The organism is Bradyrhizobium sp. GW821-FHT13H06 (assembly GCF_058803975.1).
The window spans coordinates 308,892-332,925 of the sequence record NZ_JBXAPN010000001.1 but is presented as its reverse complement, the minus strand read 5'-3'; the positions used below and the strand labels follow the sequence as shown (position 1 = coordinate 332,925).

Annotated in this window: 24 protein-coding genes; 11 read left to right on the top strand and 13 right to left on the bottom strand. The window is 64.5% G+C overall.

What is annotated here, in order from left to right:
- Positions 1–4: 4 nt before the first annotated feature.
- Positions 5–403 (bottom strand): RidA family protein, encoded by a 399-nt coding sequence (locus AC1RQP_RS01635; protein WP_492935695.1) that lies wholly within the window; start codon positions 401–403, stop codon positions 5–7.
- Between the two features lie 150 nt (positions 404–553).
- Between AC1RQP_RS01635 and AC1RQP_RS01630 the strand changes: the two genes are divergently transcribed.
- Both AC1RQP_RS01630 and AC1RQP_RS01625 read left to right on the top strand, forming a co-directional pair.
- Positions 554–1,429 carry a DMT family transporter gene (locus AC1RQP_RS01630; protein WP_492935694.1) on the top strand — a complete coding sequence of 292 codons (876 nt, stop codon included), beginning with the start codon at positions 554–556 and terminating at the stop codon, positions 1,427–1,429.
- 201 nt (positions 1,430–1,630) lie between these two features.
- On the top strand, positions 1,631–3,058 hold the full coding sequence (locus AC1RQP_RS01625) for a caspase family protein (protein WP_239623701.1): 1,428 nt from the start codon (positions 1,631–1,633) through the stop codon (positions 3,056–3,058).
- Between the two features lie 90 nt (positions 3,059–3,148).
- Here the strand turns inward: AC1RQP_RS01625 and AC1RQP_RS01620 are convergent, their stop codons facing one another.
- Together AC1RQP_RS01620 and cysK are read right to left on the bottom strand one after the other, a co-directional pair.
- Entirely contained in the window at positions 3,149–3,391 is a 243-nt protein-coding gene (locus AC1RQP_RS01620; RefSeq protein WP_239623702.1) for a BrnA antitoxin family protein, read from the bottom strand.
- Positions 3,392–3,394: 3 nt separating this feature from the next.
- Positions 3,395–4,372, bottom strand: coding sequence for a cysteine synthase A (gene cysK, locus AC1RQP_RS01615; RefSeq protein WP_492935693.1), 978 nt, complete (start codon positions 4,370–4,372; stop codon positions 3,395–3,397).
- Between the two features lie 221 nt (positions 4,373–4,593).
- On the opposite strand from cysK, the gene AC1RQP_RS01610 reads away from it, so the two are divergent.
- Complete coding sequence (locus AC1RQP_RS01610; protein WP_239623704.1) at positions 4,594–4,812, top strand: hypothetical protein; 219 nt, start codon at positions 4,594–4,596, stop codon at positions 4,810–4,812.
- A gap of 1 nt (position 4,813) precedes the next feature.
- Here AC1RQP_RS01610 and tgt read toward each other — a convergent pair whose 3' ends face one another.
- On the bottom strand, positions 4,814–5,959 hold the full coding sequence (gene tgt / locus AC1RQP_RS01605) for a tRNA guanosine(34) transglycosylase Tgt (protein ID WP_492935692.1): 1,146 nt from the start codon (positions 5,957–5,959) through the stop codon (positions 4,814–4,816).
- 217 nt (positions 5,960–6,176) lie between these two features.
- Here tgt and AC1RQP_RS01600 point away from each other — a divergent pair, with 217 nt between their 5' ends.
- The 4 genes from AC1RQP_RS01600 (at position 6,177) to AC1RQP_RS01585 (ending at position 10,364) form a co-directional block, all read left to right on the top strand.
- Positions 6,177–7,361: a patatin-like phospholipase family protein gene (locus tag AC1RQP_RS01600; RefSeq protein ID WP_492935691.1), complete on the top strand. Its 1,185-nt coding sequence runs from the start codon at positions 6,177–6,179 to the stop codon at positions 7,359–7,361.
- Between the two features lie 134 nt (positions 7,362–7,495).
- Positions 7,496–8,242: a TetR/AcrR family transcriptional regulator gene (locus AC1RQP_RS01595; RefSeq protein ID WP_239623707.1), complete on the top strand. Its 747-nt coding sequence runs from the start codon at positions 7,496–7,498 to the stop codon at positions 8,240–8,242.
- A 250-nt stretch (positions 8,243–8,492) separates the two neighbouring features.
- The gene (locus AC1RQP_RS01590) at positions 8,493–9,095 is read left to right on the top strand and encodes a PepSY domain-containing protein (RefSeq protein ID WP_492935690.1); all 603 of its coding nucleotides are present in this window, start codon (positions 8,493–8,495) and stop codon (positions 9,093–9,095) included.
- 231 nt (positions 9,096–9,326) lie between these two features.
- Complete coding sequence (locus AC1RQP_RS01585; protein WP_492935689.1) at positions 9,327–10,364, top strand: aspartate-semialdehyde dehydrogenase; 1,038 nt, start codon at positions 9,327–9,329, stop codon at positions 10,362–10,364.
- Between the two features lie 130 nt (positions 10,365–10,494).
- Here the strand turns inward: AC1RQP_RS01585 and AC1RQP_RS01580 are convergent, their stop codons facing one another.
- From AC1RQP_RS01580 to coaD, 7 genes are all read right to left on the bottom strand, one after another.
- Positions 10,495–10,872 (bottom strand): type II toxin-antitoxin system VapC family toxin, encoded by a 378-nt coding sequence (locus AC1RQP_RS01580; protein ID WP_492935688.1) that lies wholly within the window; start codon positions 10,870–10,872, stop codon positions 10,495–10,497.
- Positions 10,872–11,114: a type II toxin-antitoxin system VapB family antitoxin gene (locus tag AC1RQP_RS01575; RefSeq protein ID WP_492935687.1), complete on the bottom strand. Its 243-nt coding sequence runs from the start codon at positions 11,112–11,114 to the stop codon at positions 10,872–10,874. Before AC1RQP_RS01575 ends, AC1RQP_RS01580 begins: the two co-directional genes overlap by 1 nt.
- Positions 11,115–11,170: 56 nt before the next feature.
- Positions 11,171–12,244 carry a tRNA preQ1(34) S-adenosylmethionine ribosyltransferase-isomerase QueA gene (queA, locus tag AC1RQP_RS01570; protein ID WP_492935686.1) on the bottom strand — a complete coding sequence of 358 codons (1,074 nt, stop codon included), beginning with the start codon at positions 12,242–12,244 and terminating at the stop codon, positions 11,171–11,173.
- Positions 12,245–12,378: 134 nt separating this feature from the next.
- Entirely contained in the window at positions 12,379–12,843 is a 465-nt protein-coding gene (locus AC1RQP_RS01565) for a peptidylprolyl isomerase (RefSeq protein WP_492935685.1), read from the bottom strand.
- Positions 12,840–13,250, bottom strand: a complete 411-nt coding sequence (locus AC1RQP_RS01560; protein WP_492935684.1) for a UCP034077 family protein — start codon at positions 13,248–13,250, stop codon at positions 12,840–12,842. Before AC1RQP_RS01560 ends, AC1RQP_RS01565 begins: the two co-directional genes overlap by 4 nt.
- Positions 13,251–13,258: 8 nt before the next feature.
- Positions 13,259–13,822, bottom strand: coding sequence for a peptidylprolyl isomerase (locus tag AC1RQP_RS01555; RefSeq protein WP_492935683.1), 564 nt, complete (start codon positions 13,820–13,822; stop codon positions 13,259–13,261).
- A 36-nt stretch (positions 13,823–13,858) separates the two neighbouring features.
- On the bottom strand, positions 13,859–14,356 hold the full coding sequence (coaD, locus tag AC1RQP_RS01550; protein WP_492935682.1) for a pantetheine-phosphate adenylyltransferase: 498 nt from the start codon (positions 14,354–14,356) through the stop codon (positions 13,859–13,861).
- Positions 14,357–14,625: 269 nt separating this feature from the next.
- Here coaD and AC1RQP_RS01545 point away from each other — a divergent pair, with 269 nt between their 5' ends.
- The gene (locus tag AC1RQP_RS01545; protein WP_492935681.1) at positions 14,626–14,883 is read left to right on the top strand and encodes a hypothetical protein; all 258 of its coding nucleotides are present in this window, start codon (positions 14,626–14,628) and stop codon (positions 14,881–14,883) included.
- 82 nt (positions 14,884–14,965) lie between these two features.
- Here the strand turns inward: AC1RQP_RS01545 and gyrA are convergent, their stop codons facing one another.
- The gene (gyrA, locus tag AC1RQP_RS01540) at positions 14,966–17,695 is read right to left on the bottom strand and encodes a DNA gyrase subunit A (RefSeq protein ID WP_492935680.1); all 2,730 of its coding nucleotides are present in this window, start codon (positions 17,693–17,695) and stop codon (positions 14,966–14,968) included.
- Positions 17,696–18,077: 382 nt separating this feature from the next.
- Positions 18,078–18,572, bottom strand: a complete 495-nt coding sequence (locus AC1RQP_RS01535) for a single-stranded DNA-binding protein (RefSeq protein WP_061881761.1) — start codon at positions 18,570–18,572, stop codon at positions 18,078–18,080.
- A gap of 440 nt (positions 18,573–19,012) precedes the next feature.
- Between AC1RQP_RS01535 and AC1RQP_RS01530 the strand changes: the two genes are divergently transcribed.
- From AC1RQP_RS01530 to uvrA, 3 genes are all read left to right on the top strand, one after another.
- Entirely contained in the window at positions 19,013–19,780 is a 768-nt protein-coding gene (locus tag AC1RQP_RS01530) for an outer membrane protein (RefSeq protein ID WP_492935679.1), read from the top strand.
- Positions 19,781–20,019: 239 nt separating this feature from the next.
- Positions 20,020–20,718 (top strand): outer membrane protein, encoded by a 699-nt coding sequence (locus AC1RQP_RS01525; RefSeq protein WP_492935678.1) that lies wholly within the window; start codon positions 20,020–20,022, stop codon positions 20,716–20,718.
- 287 nt (positions 20,719–21,005) lie between these two features.
- On the top strand, positions 21,006–23,987 hold the full coding sequence (gene uvrA, locus AC1RQP_RS01520) for an excinuclease ABC subunit UvrA (protein ID WP_492935677.1): 2,982 nt from the start codon (positions 21,006–21,008) through the stop codon (positions 23,985–23,987).
- Positions 23,988–24,034 lie beyond the last annotated feature (47 nt).

The window sequence follows — 24,034 nt, the reverse complement described above, 5'->3', positions numbered from 1 at the left end:
TTTTTTACGCGGCCGGCACGAACGCCGTGACCTCGATCTCGACCTTGGCCCGGTCGTCCACGAGGCCACCGATATAGAGCAGCGTCGAGGGCGGGAAATTTCGTCCGAGCGTTTCCTTCCAGGCCGTACCGATGCCAGCACCGGCCGCTTCATACTCGTTGCGGCTGGTCAGGTACCAGGTCAGGCGGACGATGTGCTCGGGGCCGGCGCCAGCCTCGCCCAGGAGCTTGATGATCCGCTTCAGCGCAGTCGCGACCTGCACTGCCATGTCGGGCGCGTAATTGCCGGCCTCGTCGCCGCCGGTCTGGCCGGCCAGAACCACCCAGCGCCCCGGCCCCTCGACCACTACGCCATGGGAAAAGCCGCGCGGTTTTTTCCACTCGGCCGGCTGCAAGATATGCATGAGCGACGCTCTCCCGATCTTCTCGTTATCCCGAGATGCCTAGCACGCACCCTGCATCGCTGCATCCGCAGATTTGGCCGTTGCAAACGCCGGTGATGTCGCCGATACCGGCCGTCCCTTCGGGTTTCCTTCCTCCGGCATCCTGCCCCAATGAGCGCGACACCATCCAGAACGATGGCTGCACTATGGATGGCCGGCTGGCTGTCGCTGATGCTGGTCATGGCGGTCGCCGGGCGCGAGACGACGCGCGAACTCAATGTTTTTCAGATCATGGAAGTGAGGTCGCTGGTCGGCTTCGTGTTGCTCTCGCCGATCATCTACCGCGCCGGCGGCTTGAAGGTGCTCAAGACATCGCGCCTGCCGGAGCATGTCGGGCGCAACCTGGTGCACTATGTCGCCCAGCTCGGCTGGTTCTTCGCGCTGACGCTAATTCCGATCGGCCAGGTGGTGGCGATCGAGTTCACAATGCCGATCTGGACGGCGATCCTCGCGGCAAGCTTCCTGTCGGAGCGGATGACGCCATGGAAGATCGCCGCCATCGTGCTCGGACTCGTCGGGGTGATCGTCATCGTCAGACCCGCGACCGGGGAGATCAATCCGGGCCAGCTCATCGCGCTCGGGGCCGCCATGGGATTTGGCGTGTCAATGGCGCTGGTCAAATCGTTGACCCGCACCGAAAGCGCGCTCTCGATCCTGTTCTGGATGCTGGTGGTGCAATCGGCCGCAGGCTTCGTTCCGGCACTGTTCGCCTGGACCTGGCCATCGGTCTATGTCTGGGCCTGGGTCGGCGTGATCGCCGTCTGCGGCACATTTTCACACTATTGCCTCGCCAGCGCGATGCGCTACGCCGACGCGACGATCGTGGTTCCTATGGACTTCCTGCGGGTCCCCCTGACCGCGATCGCCGGCTGGCTCCTGTATTCCGAGCGGCTCGACGCCTGGACCGTCCTCGGCGCGGTGCTGATCCTTGGCGGTAATCTGCTGAATTTGAAGCCCGCTTCGCCCGTTGCCGCGCGCGCGCAGTGAACCTCGCGCCGCCTCGCGCGACAAAACGAAGTGGCCGTGTGATCTGGATCACGTTGGAGGGGCACTCCATCGTGCACATTCGGCCACACAGCAGCGGGTTGACGCAACGAACCGGCCGTTTTGGTGGCGCGACGTCTGGCACTTCGTGTAGGTTCGTTGCCAATTTGTTGCTGCCTGCAATTCGATTCTGGGGATTTCAGAATGCGCTATCTCACCCTCCTCACCTCGCTGGTGTGCATGGCACTGTCGATCAGTGCCGCCAAGGCTGACCGCCGCGTCGCCTTCGTCGTCGGCAACGGCTCCTACAAGAACGTCGCGCAATTGCCGAACCCGCCGATCGACGCCAAGGCGATGGCGGCCACGCTGCGCAACGTCGGCTTCGAGGTGATCGAAGGCTCCAATCTCAGCCGCGACCAGATGACGGAGAAGCTGCTCGATTTCGGCCGCAAGGCGCAGGGCTCCGACATCGCGCTGTTCTATTATGCCGGCCACGGCATCGCCGTGAGCGGCACCAACTATTTGCTGCCCGTCGACGCTGACATCAAGTCGGAGATGGACGTCAAGTTAGGGGCTGCCATCAACATCGACCTGACGCTCGAGCAGACCATGGGCGATGCCAAGGTCAAGCTCGTCTTCCTCGATGCCTGCCGCGACAATCCGTTCGCCGCCAAGATCAAGTCGAACTCCGCGACCCGCAGCGTCAACGTGCAAAGCGGTCTCGCCGAGATGAAATCCGGTGAAGGCACCCTCATCGCGTTCGCCACCGGCCCCGGCCAGACCGCGCTCGATGGTCAGGAGGGCAACAACAGCCCGTTCACGCGTGCGCTGATCGACAACATCACCAGGCCCGGCGTCGAGATCCAGCAGGCCATGACGTCGGTGCGCGCCCAGGTCAATGAAGAGACCCGCAAGGGCCAGCTGCCCTGGGGCCACACCAACCTGACCGGCTCCGTCTATCTCAACCAGGCTCCGACGACCCAGGTCGCCAATGCGGCGCCGACCGCGGCCGGTATCGTGCCCGCTGCGACCGGCGGCTCGGACGGCGTCGAGCTCGAATATTGGCGCTCGGTGAAGGAGTCCAACAAGCCGGAAGAGCTCAACGCCTATCTCACCGCCTACCCGAACGGTCAGTTCAAGGCGCTGGCGCTGGCACGCCTCGCCGCGATCAAGAGCGGCCCCTCGACCGCGACCCGCACCCTCAACGCCGGCGTTGATCCCGCAACCTTCACCGACGAGGCCACTCAAGTCACCGAGGACCAGATCGGCCTCGACAAGAACAAGCGTCGCGACGTGCAGCGTCGCCTGACGGCGCTGGGCTTCGACACCAAGCAGAGCGGCGCGTTCGACGACGAGACGCGATCGGTGCTCAAGCGCTGGCAGACGGCGCGCGGCTATCCCTCATCTGGCTACCTCAACAAGCTTCAGCACAAGGCTCTGCTCTCGGAGATCGTGGCTGCCCCGGCGACCGCGAGCGACAACAGCCAGAAGGCGGCGCGGCGCGCCAGCGCCCCCCCTCCGAGCAGTGCACCGGCGCCGGCTCCTCAGCGCAGCAATCCCGGCGATGCAGCCGGTGCGGCCTTCGTCGGCGGTGTCGTCGGCGGCATGATGGGCGGCATGTTCCGCCGCTGAGGCGAGGCCTGACTCCAACTTTCAAGCAAAAAGCCCGGCTCACGCCGGGCTTTTTCTTTGGTCGTCCTCGCAGTGGTGTCGAGCTGGTGCCTACTTCCCGGCCGCCTTGCGCAGAGCCTCGTTGATCCGGTCCTGCCAGCCGGGGCCGCCCTCCTGGAAGAACTCCAGCACGTCCTGATCGATGCGCAGCGTGACCTGCTCCTTGATGCCGGGAACAGCAGTTTGTTTAGGCGGCGCCGCGGCGACCTTGGCCGTCACCTTCTTGAACGCTGCCTCTGCTTCCGTCCTCGCATCGCCTAGTGTACGCGGCCGCCTCGGTGGTTGCTCCGCCATGTCCTAGATTCCTTCAAACAAAGCCGTCGAGAGATAGCGCTCGGAGAAAGACGGCACGATCGCCAGGATGGTTTTTCCCGCCGCTTCCGGACGCTTGCCGATCTGCAGCGCGGCCGCGATCGCCGCACCCGAGGAGATGCCGCCCGGAATGCCTTCATGCCGTGCCAGCGCGCGCGAGGTCTCGATCGCCGTCGTCGAGTTGATCTTCACGATCTCGTCGATCACGGCGCGGTCGAGGATGTCAGGGATGAAGCCGGCGCCGATCCCCTGGATCTTGTGCGGGGTATGCTGTCCTCCCGACAACACCGGGCTCTCCTCCGGCTCGACCGCCACAACACGCAGCGAGGCCTTGCGTGGCTTGAGCACCTGGCCGACGCCGGTGATCGTTCCGCCGGTGCCGACGCCGGCCACGAAGAAATCGATGTTGCCGCCGGTGTCGTTCCAGATTTCCTCCGCGGTGGTGCGGCGGTGCACCTCGGGATTGGCGAGGTTCTTGAATTGCTGCGGCATCACCGAGTTCGGCGTCGTCTTCACCAGTTCCTCGGCGGCCGCGATCGCACCCTTCATGCCTTGCGCTGCCGGCGTCAGCACCAGTTCGGCGCCGAGGAAAGCCAGCATCTTGCGCCGCTCGATCGACATCGACTCCGGCATCACCAGCTTGAGCCGGTAACCGCGCGAAGCCGCTACGTACGCGAGCGCAATACCGGTATTGCCGGAGGTCGGCTCGATCAGCACGGTGTCGGACTTGACGATGCCCGCCTTCTCCATCGCGATGATCATGGCCGCGCCGATGCGGTCCTTCACACTTGCTGCAGGATTGAAATATTCAAGTTTTGCCAAAATGGTCGCGTTTACGCCGTGCATGCCGGGCAGCCGGCGCAAGCGCACGATGGGCGTGTTGCCGAAGGCGTCGACGATCGAGTCATAGATCCGGCCGCGGCCGGCTTGGTGCGCTGCACCCGTAGCGGAAGATGCGTCCATGATGAACTCCCTGTGGCAACGACCTGCACTTCCGTCGCGACCATTGCGCAGTTACAGACAGCCTGCGGCGACACGCAAGCGACAATGCGGCACATGTTAAATACGCTGCATCGCAAAATCACGTGAGCGGTAAAATCAGAAAACCTACGCATTTGTGTTGCGACCTCGTCAACCGCTTCTGCTTATGTTAGGCTCATATCTCAAGCAGGGAGGTCACCACGATGTCAGCAATTGCTGAAGTGTTGCCGACCGTCGCGTCGAGCCGCGATCCTCGTTGCAGCGAGCTGCCGACCTGTCCCGTCTGCGCCGACTCCATGGTCGCCGCCGAAGCATCTGCCTACGTCTCGGACCACATGATCAGCTATCTCTGGACCTGCGACAATTGCGGCTATGGCTTCGTGACCAAGCACGCCCTGAAGCAGCGCTTCACTTGCAACTGATCTAGCGCGGGGCGATGTCGCCCCTCGCCCAGTCCTCGCGCGTGCGCTGATAGAACTCCTCGAATTTTCCCTGCGCGATCGCACCTCTGATGCCCTGCATCAGGAACTGGTAGTAAGCGATATTGATCTCGGACAGCAGCATCGCGCCCAGCGTCTCGCCCGCCTTGACCAGATGGTGCAGATAGGCACGCGCGTAGTTGCGCGCCGCAGGCCATGAGCTCTCTTCGTCGAGCGGACGCGGATCGTCGGCGTGGCGCGCATTGCGCAGATTCACCTGGCCGAAGCTCGTGAAGGCGACGCCATGCCGGCCATTGCGCGTCGGCATCACGCAATCGAACATGTCGATGCCGCGCTTCACGGCTTCGAGGATGTCGTCGGGCGTGCCGACGCCCATCAGGTAGCGCGGGCGCTCTCTCGGCAGCAATGGTGCGGTCTCGTCGATCATCGCCAGCATCACCGCCTGCGGCTCGCCAACCGCAAGACCGCCGATCGCATAGCCATGGAAGCCGATCGCAACGAGACCTTCGGCGCTCGTGTGACGCAGTTGGGGGATGTCGCCGCCCTGCACGATACCGAACAGCATGTAGCCGTCGGGGGCGTTCTCGAAGGCGCGCTTGCTTCGCTCGGCCCAGCGCAGCGACAATTGCATCGCGCGCTCGATGTCGGCGCGCTCGGCCGGAAGCCGCACGCATTCGTCCATCTGCATGGCGATGTCGGAGCCGAGCAAACGCTGCACCTCGATCGAGCGCTCCGGCGACAGCTCGACCTTGGCACCGTCGATATGCGAGCGGAAGGTGACGGCGTTCTCGCTGACCTTGCGCAAATCCGCCAGCGACATCACCTGGAAGCCACCGGAATCCGTCAGCATCGGTCCGTTCCAGCCGGTGAACCGCTGCAATCCGCCGAGCGCGGCGATCCGCTCCGCGCTCGGACGCAGCATCAGGTGGTAGGTGTTGCCCAGCACGATGTCGGCGCCGGCATCGCGCACCTCGCGCCAATGCATCCCCTTCATGGCACCGGCGGTGCCGACCGGCATGAAGGCCGGCGTCCGCACCACGCCATGCGGCGTGGTCAGCCGCCCTGTGCGCGCGGCCCCATCGGCGGCGAGCACTTCAAAGTGATTGGGGAGATCATTGTCCGGATTCATGGCGGTGCTTATTGCGTGTCGAGGCAGGCCGATCAACCCGCCAGACCGCGCTCCCGCCGATTTGTACTCCAGACCGGGACATCAATTCGCGCCAGGGATCAGCGCCCTCCGCTCTTGCCAAACAAAACGATACCGTGTAGTTTTGTCATGGGGACTGGACGGGATGCCGCGGCAAATTTGCCGGCGGTCGTACATGCGTGATCGCCAGCCACCGACAATGCCCACCCCCTCATATTCGACCGACGCATCCGTCTCCTCGTGTGACCGGATCAGGCAGACAATTGTCCGCCTGACCGGATCGCTGGTCCTGGTGTGCAGCCTGGCACTCGGCGCATGCACCTCCCTGCCCCGCACGCCCTATACGGCCGCCGAAGCCAGCACGTCGCGCGTGCTCGATATCGACGGCCTCCGGCGCTACGCCGACGATCCCGTCACGAAATTCAGCTTCGAGAAGGACAACAGCACCGCGACGAGATCCTATCTGGCGCTGTCCGGCGGCGGTGCTGACGGCGCCTATGGCGTCGGCGTGCTCAACGGCTGGACCGCGGCCAGAACCCGCCCCACCTTCACCGTCGTCTCGGGCGTCAGCACCGGCGGCCTGATCGCGCCGTTTGCGTTCCTCGGCCCGCAATATGACGACACGCTGAAGGAGGTCTACACCAGCGGCATCGCGGAGAGCCTCCTGAACGACCCCAGCATCATGCGCGTGCTGTTCGGATCCGGCCTGTTCGGCAACACGCGGCTGCGCGAGCTGGTCGCGCGCTATGTCGGTCCGGAGATCATGGCGCAGGTCGCGCGCGAGCATGCGAAGGGTCGGAAGCTGCTCGTGGTGACGACCGACCTCGACACCCAGCGCACTGCGATCTGGGACATGGGCAAGATCGCCGCGGTCGGAACGCCCGAGGCCCTGAAGCTGTTTCGCGACGTGATGGCGGCCTCGGCCAGCATTCCCCTGGTGTTTCCGCCGATCATGATCGACGCCGAAGGTCAGGGCCGCAAGTTTCAGGAGATGCATGTCGACGGCGGCGTGACGGCCCCGGTGCTGACATTGCCGGAAGCCCTGCTGTTCCAGAGCGGCCGCATGCCCGGCAGTGCGAAGATCGACATCTACATCCTCGTCAACAAGAAGATCGAGCGCAACTTCGAGCTCGTCTCCAACGGCACCATCGACGTTGCCTCACGCAGCCTGTCGGCAATCACCCAATCGCAGACGCGCTCGATCATCTTGTCGACTTACGATTTCGCCAAGCGCAACCGACTGGGTTTCCATCTCTCCTACATCGCGCGCGACTACCCCGCCCCGCCGTCCGAAGGGTTCGATACCACCTATATGCGGGCGCTGTATCAGTACGGATACGAGAAGGCCGCATCCGGCCAGGCCTGGACCTCGACGCTTCCGTGAAGCCGCGTGACGGAACGAGGCCGTGTCGAGACCGTTGACGATGCGGCCATTTCGGCCAGATTCGCGATGACGCCCCGGCTGCTGCGCGTTATAGAGCAAAGACGACTGTCAGAAACGCGCAGGAATCATTGGGCATGGGATTGACTGCGACCAGGACAAAACCGGCAGCACCACGGCGCGAGATGCCGAAATCCCGCGGCGGCCGGCCGACGAAAACCGCCGCGATCGAGCGCGACCAGCGGCTGATCGAGGTCGCCACCCGCCTTTTCCTGGATCGCGGCTTCGAGGCGACCTCGCTCGATGCGGTCGCGGAAGCGGCCCGGGTGAGCAAGCCCACGGTCTATTCGCGCTATGGCGACAAACGCGGGCTGTTCGCGGCCGTACTGAGGCGGGAGATCGCGCGCTGGCTCGCGCCGCTGTCGGCCGCGGCAGAGACCCAGCTGAGCAGCGCCGCCGACATCTCGGTCGAACAGCGGCTGGTCGAGATCGGGCGCGAGATGCTCTCATTCACCTGTGGTCCCGACGCCGTCGCCTTCAGCCGCATGATGACGTCGCAGGCCATCAACTTCCCTGACGTCGCCAAGCTCGGCAAGGAGGAAGGCTGGCTCAAGGCCGTCGCCACCACCGCGCGCTTCTTCGACCATCTGGTGGCGCAAGGGGCGCTCGATGTCGAAGACACCACCATCGCAGCCGAGGTGTTCCTCGACGTCGTCGTCGGACACACCCACCGCATGGCGACGTTCGGAACGGCGCTCGAGCCGAAATCGGCCGAGAAGCGCATGCGCATCGCGATCAAACTGTTCCTTGCCGGTGCCCTGGGTCCTGCCGACCGGGTCCGGGACGCCGCAAAGGGCCCGGCGCGCCGCCGCTCCTCCCGCTGACGATTCCGTGAACTGACGCTCTTTCCCCAAAGGGGCCGACGCAACGGCATTGACCAAAACAAAACGATACGGTATGGTTTAGTTCTAAGTTGGTACGGGCCGCTTTTTCACCAGCCCCAAAGAGGTCCGGACCGCTTCGATCGTCACGGCAGGTACAGCCCGCCGCGGCGTTCCGCGGCCGGCCTTGCCCAGGGCCGGCCGCGAATTCTTTACGTTCATCCGGCACACTCGCAGGCCGAAGGTTTCGAGCATGACGACAGCCAGACGACGGACCTTGCAACTGCTTGCGATCGCCTTGCCCGCGCTGCTCTTCGCCGCGCCGTCGCAGGCGATCGTGACCGCGGACACGCCGACCGCGCTCCACAACGATACAGATGGTGATGCCGAAGCAGACCGCCAGGCAGTCACCCGCGAGATCGAACGCTTCCGCAGCTCGTCGATCACGATCAGCCAGGCCATGGCGATCGCGGAAGCCCGCCATGCCGGCGCCACCACCGCCGACGTGAGTTTCGACGGCGCTTCAGGCGTCCCGGTCTACCGGGTGAAGACCCTGCACAACGACCGGATTTGGCGCCACACCATCAATGCCGCGACCGGCGAGCTCGTCGGTGGCGAGGCCGCCCTGCCCCTCAGCGAGCTCGACAACGAGGACCGCAGCAACCTCGCAGCGCTCGGTGCGATCAGGCACCGCCTTGCCGATGCCGTGCGCGTCGCCGAGCGCGCCGCCTCGGGCAAGGCCATCAGCGGCGGCCTCGTGCGCGAACGCGGCCGGCTCAATTTTGCGATCGTCGTGATCAGCGGCGACGACCTCAAGGAGGTCATCCTGGAGCCGCCGGGCGCCCGGGCCCGATAGCGACAGATTTTCCCCCGGTACCGACCGGGGCGAAAAGCCATTGACGGCCGCAAGACTCTCCCCCATAAGTCGCCGCCATGTCCACGACCACCAAACGCACGACCAAAACCACCACGGCCTCAGGGGCCCGGGGAGGCGTGCGCGCGTAGTCGTCGACGAAAACGCATCAGCTCTACCGAAGCCCCGCCCTCGATGGTCCGGGGCTTTTTTGTTGTCTGGATTTCAAAAGCAATGGAGGACAAAGTGAGTAACGATCCCGTCGTCGCGATTGTCGGCGTCACCGGTGCGGTGGGCGCCGAATTCATCGCCACCATGGACAAGCGCGGCTTTCGCGTCGGCAAGCTCAAGGCGCTCGCCAGTGCCCGCTCGGCCGGCAAGACGGTGTCGTTCCGCGGCAAGGACGTCGTCATCGAGGAGCTGACCGAGCGGTCTTTCGAAGGTGTCGACATCGCCCTGTTCTCGGCCGGCGGCGGCATCTCCAGGAAGTTCGCGCCGATCGCGGTCAAGGCCGGCGCGGTGGTGGTCGACAACTCCTCTGCCTTCCGCATGGACCCGAACGTGCCGCTGGTGATCCCCGAGATCAACGCCAGCCGCATCCGCGACCACAAGGGCATCATCGCCAACCCCAACTGCGCGGCGATCACCGCGCTGGTGCCGCTGTGGCCGATCCACCGGCAGAACCGCATCAAGCGCGTCATCATCTCGACCTACCAGGCAGCCTCCGGCGCAGGTGCCGCCGCCATGGAGGAACTCGTCGAATCCACCCGCGCCAACCTCAACGGGCAGGTCTATACGCCCAGGGTGATGCCGCACCCCTACGCCTTCAATCTCTTCAACCACAACACCGCCGTCGATCCCGACACCGGCTACAACGACGAAGAGACCAAGGTCATCAAGGAGACCCGCAAGATCTTCGAGGACGACACCATCGCGGTCGGCGTCACCTGCGTCCGCGTGCCGGTGCTGCGCGCCCATTGCGAGGCCATCACCTTCGAATGCGAGAGGCCGATCACCGAGGATCAGGTCCGCGCCATCATGGCGCAGGCGCCGGGTGTGAAGGTCGTCGACGACCGCGCCAGGAACTACTTCCCGATGCCGATCGACGCCTCGGGCCAGGACGACGTCCTGGTCGGCCGCATCCGCAAGGACCTCAGCGACGCCAGCGGGCATTCGATCTCGATGTTCGTGGCGGCCGATCAGCTGCTCAAGGGCGCAGCGCTGAACGCGGTGCAGATCGCGGAGCTGCTGCCGCAGCGCGTGATGGCGTAACGCAGGTGCGTAGAGTGGGCACAAAGGCGCAAGCGCCGTGCCCACTACTTCTCCACGCGCACAAGAGATGGTGGGCATGCTTCGCTTTGTCCACCCGACTGGTTGACGCGCAGTCAGGTCAACGCCGCAACTATATCTGTCCTGGCAAAGTCGGCTCCTTTGAAAAGGAGCGGCTGCGAACGCGCTTTCGCCAGAGCGTAAACCGCGCAATCAACGATGTTGACTGTGCAGGATGTCCTCGCCCCTTGCCGAAACGCTCAAACGCCTCGAACGCGCCTTTCGCCAGCTCGGCGTCGAACGGCACGACGATAATCCCGGCAGTCTCCAGCAACTCGTCGAACAACGTCACGGCCGCCGATCCGAAGCGAGCAGAGAGAACGATTTTGGTTTCCAACACGGCTACTGCCGACATCGACAAGCTGTCGGCACCCAGCATGGCTGTCCGGTAGCGCTCCCCGTCTGGCTCGTTGGATACGGTCGCGACGATCGCAGAGGTATCCAGCACCATCAGGACGGAAGCCCGAAGCGGTCATAACCGAGGATTTCTTCAGCAGACCGGGAATCCAGAACAGGCAAGCTCGCGGCCCGCTCGAAGAAAGAAGTCAGGGCGGCCCTTCTATCACCGACCGGCGAGCTGACACGCGACAACCGCTCCTCAATGGCGCGTTCCAACGCCGTCTCGATGTCTTCCCCCGTCAGGCGGGCGAGGCGCTGGACAAGCTCGTCGACTTTCGCGGAGCGGATGTTCATCAACTACTCGATCTACCAATTCAGGGGCGACAGCATAACACAAAAGAACTGCCGGGTCACTCTCGGGCCCGGAACAACAGGCACGCATCACCGTACGAGTAGAACCGGTAGCCGTTCGCGATGGCGTGCGCATAGGCCTGCTTCATAATCTCCAGCCCGGAGAAGGCCGAGACCAGCATGAACAGCGTCGATTTCGGCAGATGAAAATTGGTCATCAGGACATCGACGGCGCGGAAGCGATAGCCGGGCGTGATGAAGATCGCGGTCTCGGCCGCGAAAGGCTGGATCGTGCCGTCTTCACCCGCCGCGCTTTCCAAGAGGCGCAATGACGTCGTGCCGACCGCAACGATGCGGCCGCCGTTCTTTCGCGCCGTGTTGAGGCGCTCCGCGGTCTCGGCCGAGATCGTGCCCCACTCGGCGTGCATCTTGTGGCCTTCGGTGTCGTCGACCTTCACCGGCAGAAACGTCCCTGCCCCCACATGCAGCGTGACACGGTTGATGCCGACGCCGCGCTCGTGCAGCGCCTGCTCCAGTGCCGGAGTGAAATGCAGCCCTGCGGTCGGCGCCGCCACCGCGCCTTCGTTGGCCGCGAACATGGTCTGGTAGTCGGCGAGATCCTGGTCGTCAGGCGAGCGCTTGGAAGCGATGTAGGGCGGCAGCGGCGGGCTGCCGAGATCGGCGATCGCCTGGTCGAGCGCCGGGCCGTGGAACGAGAACGACAGCGTCACCTCGCCCTCGCCGCCCTTGGCCTCGACCTCGGCATCGAGATGGCCGAGCAGGCAGACCTTGCCCTCGTTGCCGAAACGGATGCGGTCGCCGGCCGTGAGCTTCTTCGCCGGTTTCACCAAGGCCTGCCAGCGCGAGTCGTCGAGGCGCTTGATCAGGGTCGCCTCGATCTTCGGCTCAGTCTCGCGACCGATGCGGCGGCCCTTCAATTGCGCCGCGATCACCTTGGTGTCGTTGACGACGAGCTGGTCGCCAGGCTCCAGCCATTGCGGCAGGTCGGAAATGACCTGATCCCTCAGCGCGCCTTTCTCGACCACCAGCATTTTCGCGGAGTCGCGCGGGTTCGCCGGACGCAACGCGATGCGCTCGGGCGGCAGGTCGAAGTCGAAGAGGTCGGTGCGCATGTGTCACTAGCGCCGTCATTCCGGACGCCGCGCCTCGAGCGCGGCGATCCGGAATCCCGAGATTGTGGCGCGAGATTCTCGGGAGCCCAATTGCGCACCATGGTTCACGCCAAGGTGCGCCCCGGAATGAGTGACTATTCCTTGTCGGCCGCCATCCGCGCCCTGACGATCTTGTCCGGATTCATCACGGGCTCGCCGCGCTTGATCTTGTCGACGTTCTCCATGCCGTCGGTGACCTTGCCCCAGACCGTGTACTGGTTGTCGAGGAAGCGGGCATCGTCGAAGCAGATGAAGAACTGGCTGTCGCCGGAATCGGGGTTGGCGGCGCGGGCCATCGAGGTGGTGCCGCGCACATGCGGCTCCTTGTTGAACTCGGCCTTCAGCTTCTTGCCGGAGCCGCCGGTGCCGGTGCCGTGCGGGCAGCCGGTCTGCGCCATGAAGCCCTCGATGACGCGGTGGAACACGATGCCGTCATAGAAGCCCTCGCGCACGAGCTCCTTGATGCGCGCGACGTGGTTCGGCGCGAGGTCGGGCCGCATCTCGATGGTGACGGGGCCCTGCGTGGTCTCGAGGATCAGGGTGTTTTCGGTGGCGCTCATGCTCGTCTCTCTTGTGTTGGGGGTGAAGTCTTACGGCTGCGGAACTGGATCGCGAATGGACGTCCTGCGGCGGCGCCGCCCATTGCGTCGGTAAATGGCATCGGCGTGCAGCGTTGCAACGCCTCCATCACCGCGATCCGGTATTGCAGCCGGTCACTGTCGGAGGCCTCCGCGGATTCATAGGTAATCCTCGGATGGCCCAGAATGTTTCCGGCCCGGTTAAAGCTCACCACGACAGTGATGTCGAGTGGGCGCGCCTGGGCCGGCGACGGCGGCCTCCAGCAGGTGCGCAGGTGCCGGAAGATGTCCTGGATCGTGTTGACCTGCGCGTCCTCGGCGGCCGCACTTGAGACGCCGAGCAGCAGCATCGCGGCCACCAGCAGGAGCTTGCCACCGCGGCGCGCCATGACCGCTCCTATTTGATGTCGGAGGCGACCTGAACCTTCACCATCTTGTCGGGATCGGTGACCGCGCCGCCTGGCGAGCCCGGAGGCGCCTTCTTCAGCTTGTCGACAACGTCCATGCCCTGCACGACCTCGCCGATCACCGTGTACTGGCCATCGAGGCTGCCGCCATCGGCGAACATGATGAAGAACTGGGAGTTGGCGCTGTCGACACTGTCGCCGCGGCGGGCCATGCCGACGATGCCGCGGGCGAAATGCACCTTGGAGAATTCCTGCTTCAGGTTCGGATATTTCGAGCCGCCGGTGCCGTTGAAATTCTGGCCGTCGCCCGTCTGCGCCATGAAGCCGTCCATGACACGATGAAACGGCACGTTGTTGTAGAAGCCCTCCCGCGCGAGCTGCTTGATGCGCTCGGCATGCTGCGGCGCGATGTCGGTCCTGAGCTTGATGACGATGCGACCCTTGGTGCTATCGATGACGATGGCGTTGGCCTTGTCGAGGTTCGCCGGCAATTGCTGCGCCACCGCCGGCACCGCGAACAGAAGCGCGGCAAGAACTGCGAGAATTCGGATCATGACAACTCCGGTCAGGATGAGAAAGGAAGCGGGCCGCTATCCGGCGAATTTGGCCTTGAGCTGTGCCGCGACCTGCGGCGGGACGAAGGCCGAGACATCCCCGCCCATGCCGGCGATCTGGCGCACCAAAGTGGCGGTGATCGGGCGGACCATGGGAGAGGCCGGCAGGAAGACCGTATGCACCTCGGGCGCCATCGCCTCGTTCATGCCGGCGAGCTGCATCTCGTAGTCGAGGTCGGTGCCGTCGCGCAGGCCCCGGATCATGATCGTCGCGCCGTGCTTGCGCGCCGAGGTGACCGACAGATCGTCGAAGGTCACAGCCTCGAGCACACAGCCAGCCTGGGCTGCCACGGGCCCGCAGACGTCACGGAGCATCTCCAACCGCTCCTCGGTCGAGAACAGCGGCTTCTTGCCCGGGTGCACCCCGATCGCGACCACGAGCCTGTCGCACAGCGAAGCGCTGTGCCGGACCACGTCCAGGTGGCCGTTGGTGATGGGATCGAAGGAACCGGGATAGAAGGCAATGCGCGGCATGGCTCCCTCCTACCGCGCCCGGCCCGGCCCGGCAAGCCGGGCAGGTTCCTTGCCCGTTTCTTGCCCGTCCCCCGGAAAATCTCTCGCGGACGTGTCGGCGACGGCCGTTATGTTTCGTCCCCGGGGCAGCCACGAAACAAAACGGAGCGAGAACGAAACCATTTCCCGCATCGGCGAAGACGTCCGGAAACTGGCCATGGTTACTAATCCGGTCAACGAATGACGGGCCGCACACCGGGCGTGAGCGGCCGCATCACAGGGGACCGTCAATGATCAAGACCCTTTCAGCGATCGCACTCTCTGCATGTGTTGCCGCGGCCCTCACCCTCCTGCCCGGCTTTGCCCCCACCGTCGAAGCCAGCGTGCCGCAGCCGCTGGCCAAGAGCGACCGGCTCGACATCCGCAGCGTCGGAAAGGACTGCTCGCAGCAGGCCTGGCCGAACTTCGAGGCCTCCTGCCTGCGCACCGCCGGCACGAAGACCAATGTCCGCGAGGCGCGCCTCGTGACTGCCGATCGGACCCCGTAGTCGGGGCCTGACGATTTCGTGTCAGCTGAGCGGTTCGCAGCCCGGATCCAGCGCCGCGCAGTCCGGGCTACCGGGCTGAACGTTACTCTCCGTTCGCGCCGTTGCTCTCCGCCTCTTCCGTGATGTGCTCGACCGACACCACATGCTCGTCCTCGGCGGTGTCGAACACGATCACGCCCTGGGTCGAGCGGCCGGCGATGCGGATGCCTTCGACCGGGCAGCGGATCAGCTGGCCCTTGTCGGTGACCAGCATGATCTGGTCGGCATCCTCCACCGGGAAGGAAGCCACCAGATTGCCGTTGCGGTTGTTGACGCTCATGGCGACGATGCCTTTGCCGCCGCGGCCCGTGGTGCGGTACTCGTAGGACGAGGTCCGCTTGCCGTAGCCGTTGACGGAGACGGTCAGCACGACCTGCTCCTGCGCCGACATCTCGGCATAACGCTCCTGCGACAGCTGGAAGCTGCCGGAGGTCTCCTCGGCCTCTGCATCGGCCGGAACCTCTTCCGCCGCGGCTTCGCCGGCCACCGCTCGGCGCATCTTCAGGTACGCCGAGCGCTCGTCGGACGCGGTCTCGACATGGCGCAGGATCGCCAGCGAGATCACCTTGTCGCCCTCGGCAAGCGCGATGCCACGCACGCCCATCGAGGTTCGTCCGGTGAACACGCGCACGTCGGTAACGGGGAAGCGGATGCACTGGCCGCCGGCAGCCGTCAGGAGCACGTCGTCGCGCTCGGTGCATATCTGCACGTCGACGATCGCCTCGTTGTCGTCGAGCTTCATCGCGATGATGCCGGAGCGGCGGACGTCGACGAAGTCGGACAGCTTGTTGCGGCGGACGTTGCCGCCGGTGGTGGCGAACATCACGTCGAGATTGCCCCAGGTCGATTCATCCTCCGGCAGCGGCATGATGGTGGTGATGCGCTCGCCCTGCTCCAGCGGCAGGATGTTGATCATCGCCTTGCCGCGCGCGTTCGGCGCAGCCATCGGCAGCCGCCAGACCTTTTCCTTGTAGACCTGGCCGCGCGAGGAGAAGAACAGCACCGGCGTGTGGGTGGAGGCGACGAACAGGCGGCTGACGAAATCCTCGTCGCGGGTCTGCATGCCGGAGCGGCCCTTGCCGCCGCGGCGCTGCGCGCGGTAGGCCGACAGCGGCACGCGCTTGACGTAGCCGGCGTGGGAGACGGTGACGACCATGTCCTCGCGCTGGATCAGGTCCTCGTCCTCGACCTCGCCTTCCTGCTCCATGATCACGGTGCGGCGTGGCGTGGCGAACTCCGCCTTCACCTCGGCGAGCTCGGTCTTGATGATGCCCAGCACGCGCTCGCGCGAGCGCAGGATGTCGAGATAATCGGCGATCTCGCTGGCGAGCTTGTCGAGCTCGTCGCGGATTTCGTCACGGCCGAGTGCGGTAAGGCGCTGAAGGCGCAGATCGAGAATAGCTCTCGCTTGTTCCATCGACAGCCGGATCGTGCCATCCGCACTCATGCGATGACGCGGATCGTCGATCAGCGTCAGCATGTCCTCGACGTCCCGGGCCGGCCAGTCGCGCGACATCAGGGTGTCGCGGGCGGTAGTCGGGTCGGGCGAACTCCGGATAACGCGGATCATCTCGTCGATATTGGCGACTGCGATCGCGAGACCGACCAGGATATGCGCCCGATCGCGCGCCTTGGCGAGCAGGTACTTGGTGCGCCGCGTGACAACCCGCTCACGGAAGTCGACAAAGATCGCCAGCAGCTCCTTCAGATGCATGATCCGCGGACGGCCGCTGTCGAGCGCCACCATGTTGACGCCGAAGCTCGTCTGCAGCGGCGTGAATCTATACAGCTGGTTCAGCACCACATCTGGCACGGCGTCGCGCTTCAACTCGATGACGACGCGGTAACCTTCGCGGTCGGATTCATCGCGCAGGTCGCCGATGCCCTCGATCTTCTTTTCCTTCACCAGCTCGGCGATGCGCTCGACCATCGTCGCCTTGTTCACCTGGTACGGAATCTCGGTGATGATGAGCGCCTCGCGCTCCTTGCGGATGGTCTCGATCGCGACCTTGCCGCGCATGACGATCGAGCCGCGGCCGAGGTGATAGGCGGCGCGGATGCCCGCACGTCCGAGAATGACGCCGCCGGTCGGGAAGTCAGGTCCCGGCACGATGTTGATGAGCTCGTCAATAGTGAGCGCAGGGTTGTCGATCAGAGCGACGCAGGCGTCGATGACCTCGCCGAGATTGTGCGGCGGGATGTTGGTCGCCATGCCGACCGCGATGCCGCCCGCGCCGTTGACGAGAAGGTTCGGGAACTTGGCCGGCAAGACCGATGGCTCGGTCTCGTTGTTGTCGTAGTTCGGCTGGAAGTCGACGGTGTCCTTGTCGATGTCGGCCAGCAGAGCCAGCGCCGCCTTCGTCAGGCGCGCTTCGGTGTAACGATAGGCGGCCGGGGGATCGCCGTCGACCGAACCGAAATTGCCCTGACCGTCGATCAGCGGCACGCGCATCGAGAAGTCCTGCGCCATGCGGACCATGGCGTCGTAGATCGACTGGTCGCCGTGCGGGTGATACTTACCGATGACGTCGCCGACCACGCGGGCGGACTTGACGTACTTCTTGTCGGGCGTGTGCCCCTGCTCGTTCATCGAGAACAGGATGCGGCGGTGTACCGGCTTCAGGCCGTCGCGCGCATCGGGCAGCGCACGTGCCACGATCACGCTCATGGCGTAGTCGAGGTACGACTTCTTCATCTCCTCGAAGATGGAGACGGGGCGAATGTCCGAGGGTTGCGCCGGCTGGTCGCCGGGCTTGTTGTCGTCGTCAGCCAAGGGGGAATCCGGTGAGATTTTGTCTGGGAATCATATAGCGCATCGGGGGGCGGATAACCACCCTCGCGGAGGGCCGAGAAGCGCTTTTTCCGCTTATTTTTCCAATGGCTTACGGCTTAGAACAGGATATCTCGGACAGCCCCGGAAATGGCTCCGCGGAACCGCCGCCATGCCCCAGAATCCGCGCAGCCAGGGAGGCCCCGCGAGCCCCGTTCGCAGCAGCCGGGAGCCGCGATCGGCCATCCCCTCGATGTCGCAACGATTTGAGTTCAAGCCGAACATGAAACGGGCCCGGAAAACCCGAGCCCGCTCCATCGATTAGGCAGAACTGCTGATACGAAACGCCAAGCTCCGTCCGCTCGGCGTCTCTCGATCCTCGTCCTCAGAACGGGATATCGTCGTCCATGTCGCTGTTGCGGCCGCCGCCGGCGGCGACGGGACGGCGCGGTGCGCTGCTGACGGGACCGGAGGAGCCGAAATCGCCGCCCGGCTCGTCGCCGAAGCTGCCGCCTCCTCCGCCGCCACCGCGGCCATCGAGCATCGTCAGCGTCGAGTTGAAGCCCTGGAGCACGACCTCGGTCGAGTACTTCTCGACGCCGCTCTGGTCGGTCCATTTGCGGGTCTGCAGCGCGCCCTCGATGTAAACCTTCGCGCCCTTCTTCAGATACTGTTCGGCAACCTTGCAGAGCCCTTCATTGAAGATCACGACGCGGTGCCACTCGGTCTTCTCCTTGCGCTCGCCGGTCGCCTTGTCACGCCATGTCTCCGAGGTGGCGATGCTCAGATTCGCGATTGGCCGCCCGTCCTGGGTACGGCGGATTTCAGGATCCTTGCCGAGATTTCCAACCAGAATGACCTTGTTGACGCTTCCCGCCATCGCCGCTCTCCACTCCGAATGCCACTGAATTCCAAAAGGGCGAATCCCGCTGCCCGCGTTCCTCTGCGCCCCGTTGACGCGACCCTATACGCTTGCGGACGCCGATCAGCCCGCCACCCCCAAGGTTATCCCCACATATAGCATCCCGTCCGGCTACGTTCCAGATTTGTTCTTCGCGCCAAAAGCACTGAACAGATACTGGTCACACGCCGATTGCGCGGAACCCGGATGGAACTTTTCCGGGTTCCCGAGAAGGACGAAAACCGCTTAACATTCATCAAGTTAGAGCCAATTCAATCAGTAGGCGAGTGTGGCATTTCGGAGACGGATTTTGCCCTTTCCTTGGGCTATCGTTGCCTTGGAATTAGTTCATATGGGCGTCGCGCCTGATCAGCCCGCTTCGGGGACTTCGAGAAGCGGGCGAAACTGGGGAGACTGCAATGAATAAGATTCTTTTTGGTGCAATCAGTGCAATGGCGTTGGGGCTGGCGGCCCCCGCAAGCGCGGCCGATCTTGCCGCCCGTCCCTACACCAAGGCTCCACCGCCGATCGCCGCCATCTACGACTGGAGCGGCTTCTACATCGGCATCAACGGCGGCGGTGGCACAAGCCGCAAGTGCTGGGACTTCGTGACTCCGGCGACCGGCGTTCTGGTCGGCGAGGGCTGTCACAATGCGACGGGCGGCACCGTCGGTGGCCAGGTGGGCTACCGCTGGCAGTCGACGAACTGGGTGTTCGGCTTCGAAGGCCAGGGCAACTGGGCCGACTTTACCGGCGACAACATCAGCGCGGTGTCCGGCCTTCGCAACCAGTCCACGATCGACTCTTTCGGTTTGATCACCGGGCAGATCGGCTATGCCTGGAACAACGTTTTGCTCTACGTGAAGGGCGGCGCCGCCGTCGTCGGCGATCGCTATCGGACCTACGATGTGGCGACCGGCCTCGAGTTCGACCGGGCCAACGAGACCCGTTGGGGCGGTACAGTGGGCGTGGGCGTCGAGTTCGGATTTGCGCCGAACTGGTCGGTCGGCTTCGAGTACGATCACATCTTCCTGGGCCACCGCACGATCGACTTCACCGGATCCGGCAATTTTGTCACGGCTCCGCTCGGTGTTTTCACTGCCTCCAATCGCATCGGCCAGGACGTCGATATCGGTCTCATCCGGTTGAACTATCGCTGGGGCGGCCCGATGATCGCAAGGTACTGATATCTCGCTGATATTGTTGGAGAACAAAGGCCGGCCTCGCGCCGGCCTTTCTGCTTTGGGCGCGCACTGATCGCCGGGAAACGAGTCAGTAACCATTACCTTTTGCGTCGTTGTGGCTTTTCGGAGACACAACTTGCGGCTTTGGTGGTGTAAGCACAACCTCAGTTGGGCCGTTGAGTCCGCTGCCCTTCCGGTCACGGAAGGCAATAACAGAAACTGGGACTGGGATTTAGTTGAAGATGAAAAAGGTTTTGTTGGCTTCGGCCTGTTTGTTCGCTCTCGCCGCTCCGGCCTCGGCCGCCGACCTTGCGGCCCGCCCCTACACCAAGGCTCCGATCGCTCCGGCCGCTGTTTACAACTGGACCGGCTTCTATCTCGGTGTCGTCGGCGGCGGCGCTTGGGAAGAGTCCTCGACCGATCCGAAGATGAACGGCGGCTTCGTCGGCGGTACCGCCGGCTACAACTGGCAGACCGGCAACGTCGTGTTCGGTCTCGAGGCCGACGGCGCCTGGGCTGACGTCAGCGCTTCGGTCACCGGCGCGACCGTCGTCCCCGGCTTCGGCGTTGCCACCGCCACGCTGAGCTCGAAGACCGACGCCATGGGCACCGTGCGCGGCCGCATCGGCTGGGCCGTCAACAACATCCTGCTGTACGGCACCGGTGGTTACGCCTGGATCGACAACAAGGTCACCCTCAGCGCGCTCGGCGTGAGCGTCTCCGACAGCAAGTGGCACTCCGGCTGGACCGTCGGCGCCGGCGTCGAAGCGTTCTTCGCGCCGCAGTGGTCGGTCAAGGGCGAGTATCTCTATCGCAGCCTCGGCAGCGAGACCTACTTCTCCAACCTTGGCGCTCCGCTGGCGTCTGGCACGATCAACTTCCACACCGTCCAGGTCGGCGTGAACTATCACTTCGGCGCCCCGGTCGTCGCCAAGTACTGATCTGAAGTACCGATCGCGACCGACGTCATATCGTCACGAAAGGCCGGCGCCAGCGCCGGCCTTTTTGTTTTGCCGGACACTTCGCGCGAAGTTTCCACTCCCCGCTGCTGCCAGATGCCGCCAGCGCGCCAACAATCCGTTGACGATTCGCAAGTCGCACTGGAAATCCGCCGCCGTTCTTCCTACGTTCGCTGCCATACCCATCGGCGCCGTTCCCGGTTCCGGGCGAAGCGCGCCTTCAACATTGGCGCGATCGCGCGTCTTTGGATTCCTTAAGGACCAGCGGGATGGACGAAGTGATCAAGGCGAAGCGCCAACAACAGAACGCGGGCTCCAGCCTGCGCGCAATTACAATCCGTGGCGCGCGCGAGCACAATCTCAAGAACATCGACGTCGAGATCCCCCGCGACAAGCTGGTGGTGTTCACCGGCCTCTCCGGTTCCGGCAAATCCTCGCTCGCCTTCGACACCATCTACGCCGAGGGCCAGCGCCGCTACGTCGAATCGCTGTCGGCCTATGCCCGCCAGTTCCTCGAGATGATGCAGAAGCCCGACGTCGACCAGATCGATGGTCTGTCACCGGCGATCTCGATCGAGCAGAAGACGACGTCGAAGAACCCACGCTCCACGGTGGGCACGGTGACCGAGATCTACGACTACATGCGCCTGCTCTGGGCCCGCGTCGGCGTACCCTATTCGCCGGCCACGGGCCTGCCGATCGAGAGCCAGACCGTCTCCCAGATGGTCGACCGCGTGCTGGCGCTGCCCGAAGGCACCCGCCTCTATCTGCTCGCGCCGGTCGTGCGCGGCCGCAAGGGCGAGTACAGGAAGGAGCTTGCCGAATGGCTCAAGAAGGGCTTCCAGCGCGTCAAGATCGACGGCACCTTCCATGAGCTCGCGGAAGCGCCGACGCTGGACAAGAAATTCCCGCACGACATCGACGTCGTCGTCGACCGCATCGTCGTACGCGCCGACATCGGCCAGCGCCTCGCAGAAAGCTTCGAGACCGCGCTGAAGCTCGCCGAGGGCCTCGCCGTCGTCGAGTTCGCCGACGCGCCGGCGTCCGCGCCTGCCGAAGAGAAAGAGAAAAAGAAGACCGCGAAGATCCACGACAAGAGCGGTCCCGAACGCATCCTGTTCTCGGAAAAGTTCGCCTGTCCGGTCTCCGGCTTCACCATCCCCGAGATCGAGCCGCGCCTGTTCTCGTTCAACAATCCCTATGGCGCCTGCCCGGCCTGCGGCGGGCTCGGCGTCGAGCAGCATGTCGACGAGGACCTCGTCATCCCCGAAAAGGACCTGACGCTGCGCAAGGGCGCGATCGCGCCCTGGGCCAAATCCTCATCGCCCTATTACGTGCAGACGCTGACCGCGCTCGGCAAGCATTACAAGTTCACGCTCGATACCAAGTGGAAGGATCTGCCGAAGAAGACGCGAGACGCGATCCTCTACGGCTCCGGCGACGACGAGATCAAGTTCTCCTACGAGGACGGGGTCCGCTCCTACGACACCAAGAAGCCGTTCGAGGGCGTCATCACCAACATCAACCGCCGCTATCGCGAGACCGAGAGCGAGTGGGCGCGCGAGGAGCTGGCGAAATATTTCCACGACGTCCCCTGCGAGGGCTGCAAGGGTTTTCGCCTCAAGCCCGAGGCGCTCTGCGTCAAGGTCGGCGGCAAGCATATCGGCGAGATCTCGGAGCTGTCGGTCAGGAAGGCCGGCGAGTGGTTCGAGACCGTGCCCGGCGCGCTCAACGCGCAGCAGAACGAGATCGCCGGCCGCATCCTGAAAGAGATCCGCGAGCGCCTGACCTTCCTGCTCGATGTCGGCCTCAACTATCTCACGCTGTCCCGCTCCTCCGGCACGCTGTCCGGCGGCGAGAGCCAGCGCATCCGCCTGGCCTCGCAGATCGGCTCGGGCCTGACGGGCGTGCTCTACGTGCTCGACGAGCCCTCGATCGGCCTGCACCAGCGCGACAACGCCCGCCTGCTCGACACGCTGAAGCGGCTGCGCGACCTCGGCAACACCGTGGTCGTGGTCGAGCATGACGAGGACGCCATCCGCCTCGCCGACTACGTCCTCGACATCGGCCCCGGCGCCGGCATGCATGGCGGCCACATCGTCGCCGAAGGCACGCCCGCCGAGATCATGCGCAACCCGAAATCGCTGACCGGCAAGTATCTGACCGGCGAGCTCGAGGTCGAGGTGCCGGAGCGGCGCCCGCCCAACCATCGCCGCACCATCAAGGTGGTGAACGCGCGCGGCAATAACCTCAAGAACGTCACCGCGGAGATTCCGCTCGGCCTGTTTACCTGCGTCACCGGCGTGTCCGGCGGCGGCAAGTCGACGCTGCTGATCGACACGCTCTACCGCGCCATCGCCCGCAAGCTGAACAACGCCAGCGAGGGCGCCGCGCCCCACGACCGCATCGAGGGCCTCGAGCACATCGACAAGATCATCGACATCGACCAGTCGCCGATCGGCCGTACCCCGCGCTCGAATCCGGCGACCTATACCGGCGCCTTCACCCCGATCCGCGAATGGTTCGCCGGCCTGCCCGAGTCCAAGGCGCGCGGCTACGAGCCCGGCCGCTTCTCCTTCAACGTCAAGGGCGGCCGCTGCGAGGCGTGCCAGGGCGACGGCGTCATCAAGATCGAGATGCACTTTTTGCCCGACGTCTACGTCACCTGCGACGTCTGCAAGGGCAAGCGCTACAACCGCGAGACGCTCGAAGTCCTGTTCAAGGGCAAGAGCATCGCCGACGTGCTCGACATGACCGTCGAGGAGGCCGCCGAGTTCTTCAAGGCAGTGCCGCGCGTCCGCGAGACGTTCCAGACCCTGCACCGCGTCGGCCTCGACTACATCCATGTCGGCCAGCAGGCGACGACGCTGTCGGGCGGCGAAGCCCAGCGCGTCAAGCTCGCCAAGGAGCTGTCCAAGCGCGCCACCGGCCGCACGCTCTACATCCTGGACGAGCCCACCACCGGCCTGCACTTCCATGACGTCAAGAAGCTGCTTGAGGTGCTGCACGAGCTAGTCGCGCAGGGCAACACCGTCGTCGTCATCGAGCACAATCTGGAAGTCATCAAGACCGCCGACTGGGTCATCGACCTCGGCCCCGAAGGCGGTGACGGCGGCGGCGAGATCGTCGCCTGGGGTCCGCCGGAGGACATCGCGAAAGCGCCGCGGAGCTACACGGGCAAATTCCTGGAGCCGGTGCTGAAGAAGGCACGGAAGCCGAAGCGAAGGAGCACGAGCGAGGCGGCGGAGTAGGTTGCGCGTTTGGAACGTGCCGACGCACATGTCTGAGGGAGAATGAG

What these genes read in the sequence shown, in the direction of transcription:
- AC1RQP_RS01635 (WP_492935695.1), bottom strand. Translation starts at nt 403, where the DNA reads ATGCATATCTTGCAGCCGGCCGAGTGGAAAAAACCGCGCGGCTTTTCC.
- AC1RQP_RS01630 (WP_492935694.1), top strand. Translation starts at nt 554, where the DNA reads ATGAGCGCGACACCATCCAGAACGATGGCTGCACTATGGATGGCCGGC.
- AC1RQP_RS01625 (WP_239623701.1), top strand. Translation starts at nt 1,631, where the DNA reads ATGCGCTATCTCACCCTCCTCACCTCGCTGGTGTGCATGGCACTGTCG.
- AC1RQP_RS01620 (WP_239623702.1), bottom strand. Translation starts at nt 3,391, where the DNA reads ATGGCGGAGCAACCACCGAGGCGGCCGCGTACACTAGGCGATGCGAGG.
- cysK (WP_492935693.1), bottom strand. Translation starts at nt 4,372, where the DNA reads ATGGACGCATCTTCCGCTACGGGTGCAGCGCACCAAGCCGGCCGCGGC.
- AC1RQP_RS01610 (WP_239623704.1), top strand. Translation starts at nt 4,594, where the DNA reads ATGTCAGCAATTGCTGAAGTGTTGCCGACCGTCGCGTCGAGCCGCGAT.
- tgt (WP_492935692.1), bottom strand. Translation starts at nt 5,959, where the DNA reads ATGAATCCGGACAATGATCTCCCCAATCACTTTGAAGTGCTCGCCGCC.
- AC1RQP_RS01600 (WP_492935691.1), top strand. Translation starts at nt 6,177, where the DNA reads ATGCCCACCCCCTCATATTCGACCGACGCATCCGTCTCCTCGTGTGAC.
- AC1RQP_RS01595 (WP_239623707.1), top strand. Translation starts at nt 7,496, where the DNA reads ATGGGATTGACTGCGACCAGGACAAAACCGGCAGCACCACGGCGCGAG.
- AC1RQP_RS01590 (WP_492935690.1), top strand. Translation starts at nt 8,493, where the DNA reads ATGACGACAGCCAGACGACGGACCTTGCAACTGCTTGCGATCGCCTTG.
- AC1RQP_RS01585 (WP_492935689.1), top strand. Translation starts at nt 9,327, where the DNA reads ATGGAGGACAAAGTGAGTAACGATCCCGTCGTCGCGATTGTCGGCGTC.
- AC1RQP_RS01580 (WP_492935688.1), bottom strand. Translation starts at nt 10,872, where the DNA reads ATGGTGCTGGATACCTCTGCGATCGTCGCGACCGTATCCAACGAGCCA.
- AC1RQP_RS01575 (WP_492935687.1), bottom strand. Translation starts at nt 11,114, where the DNA reads ATGAACATCCGCTCCGCGAAAGTCGACGAGCTTGTCCAGCGCCTCGCC.
- queA (WP_492935686.1), bottom strand. Translation starts at nt 12,244, where the DNA reads ATGCGCACCGACCTCTTCGACTTCGACCTGCCGCCCGAGCGCATCGCG.
- AC1RQP_RS01565 (WP_492935685.1), bottom strand. Translation starts at nt 12,843, where the DNA reads ATGAGCGCCACCGAAAACACCCTGATCCTCGAGACCACGCAGGGCCCC.
- AC1RQP_RS01560 (WP_492935684.1), bottom strand. Translation starts at nt 13,250, where the DNA reads ATGGCGCGCCGCGGTGGCAAGCTCCTGCTGGTGGCCGCGATGCTGCTG.
- AC1RQP_RS01555 (WP_492935683.1), bottom strand. Translation starts at nt 13,822, where the DNA reads ATGATCCGAATTCTCGCAGTTCTTGCCGCGCTTCTGTTCGCGGTGCCG.
- coaD (WP_492935682.1), bottom strand. Translation starts at nt 14,356, where the DNA reads ATGCCGCGCATTGCCTTCTATCCCGGTTCCTTCGATCCCATCACCAAC.
- AC1RQP_RS01545 (WP_492935681.1), top strand. Translation starts at nt 14,626, where the DNA reads ATGATCAAGACCCTTTCAGCGATCGCACTCTCTGCATGTGTTGCCGCG.
- AC1RQP_RS01535 (WP_061881761.1), bottom strand. Translation starts at nt 18,572, where the DNA reads ATGGCGGGAAGCGTCAACAAGGTCATTCTGGTTGGAAATCTCGGCAAG.
- AC1RQP_RS01530 (WP_492935679.1), top strand. Translation starts at nt 19,013, where the DNA reads ATGAATAAGATTCTTTTTGGTGCAATCAGTGCAATGGCGTTGGGGCTG.
- AC1RQP_RS01525 (WP_492935678.1), top strand. Translation starts at nt 20,020, where the DNA reads ATGAAAAAGGTTTTGTTGGCTTCGGCCTGTTTGTTCGCTCTCGCCGCT.
- uvrA (WP_492935677.1), top strand. Translation starts at nt 21,006, where the DNA reads ATGGACGAAGTGATCAAGGCGAAGCGCCAACAACAGAACGCGGGCTCC.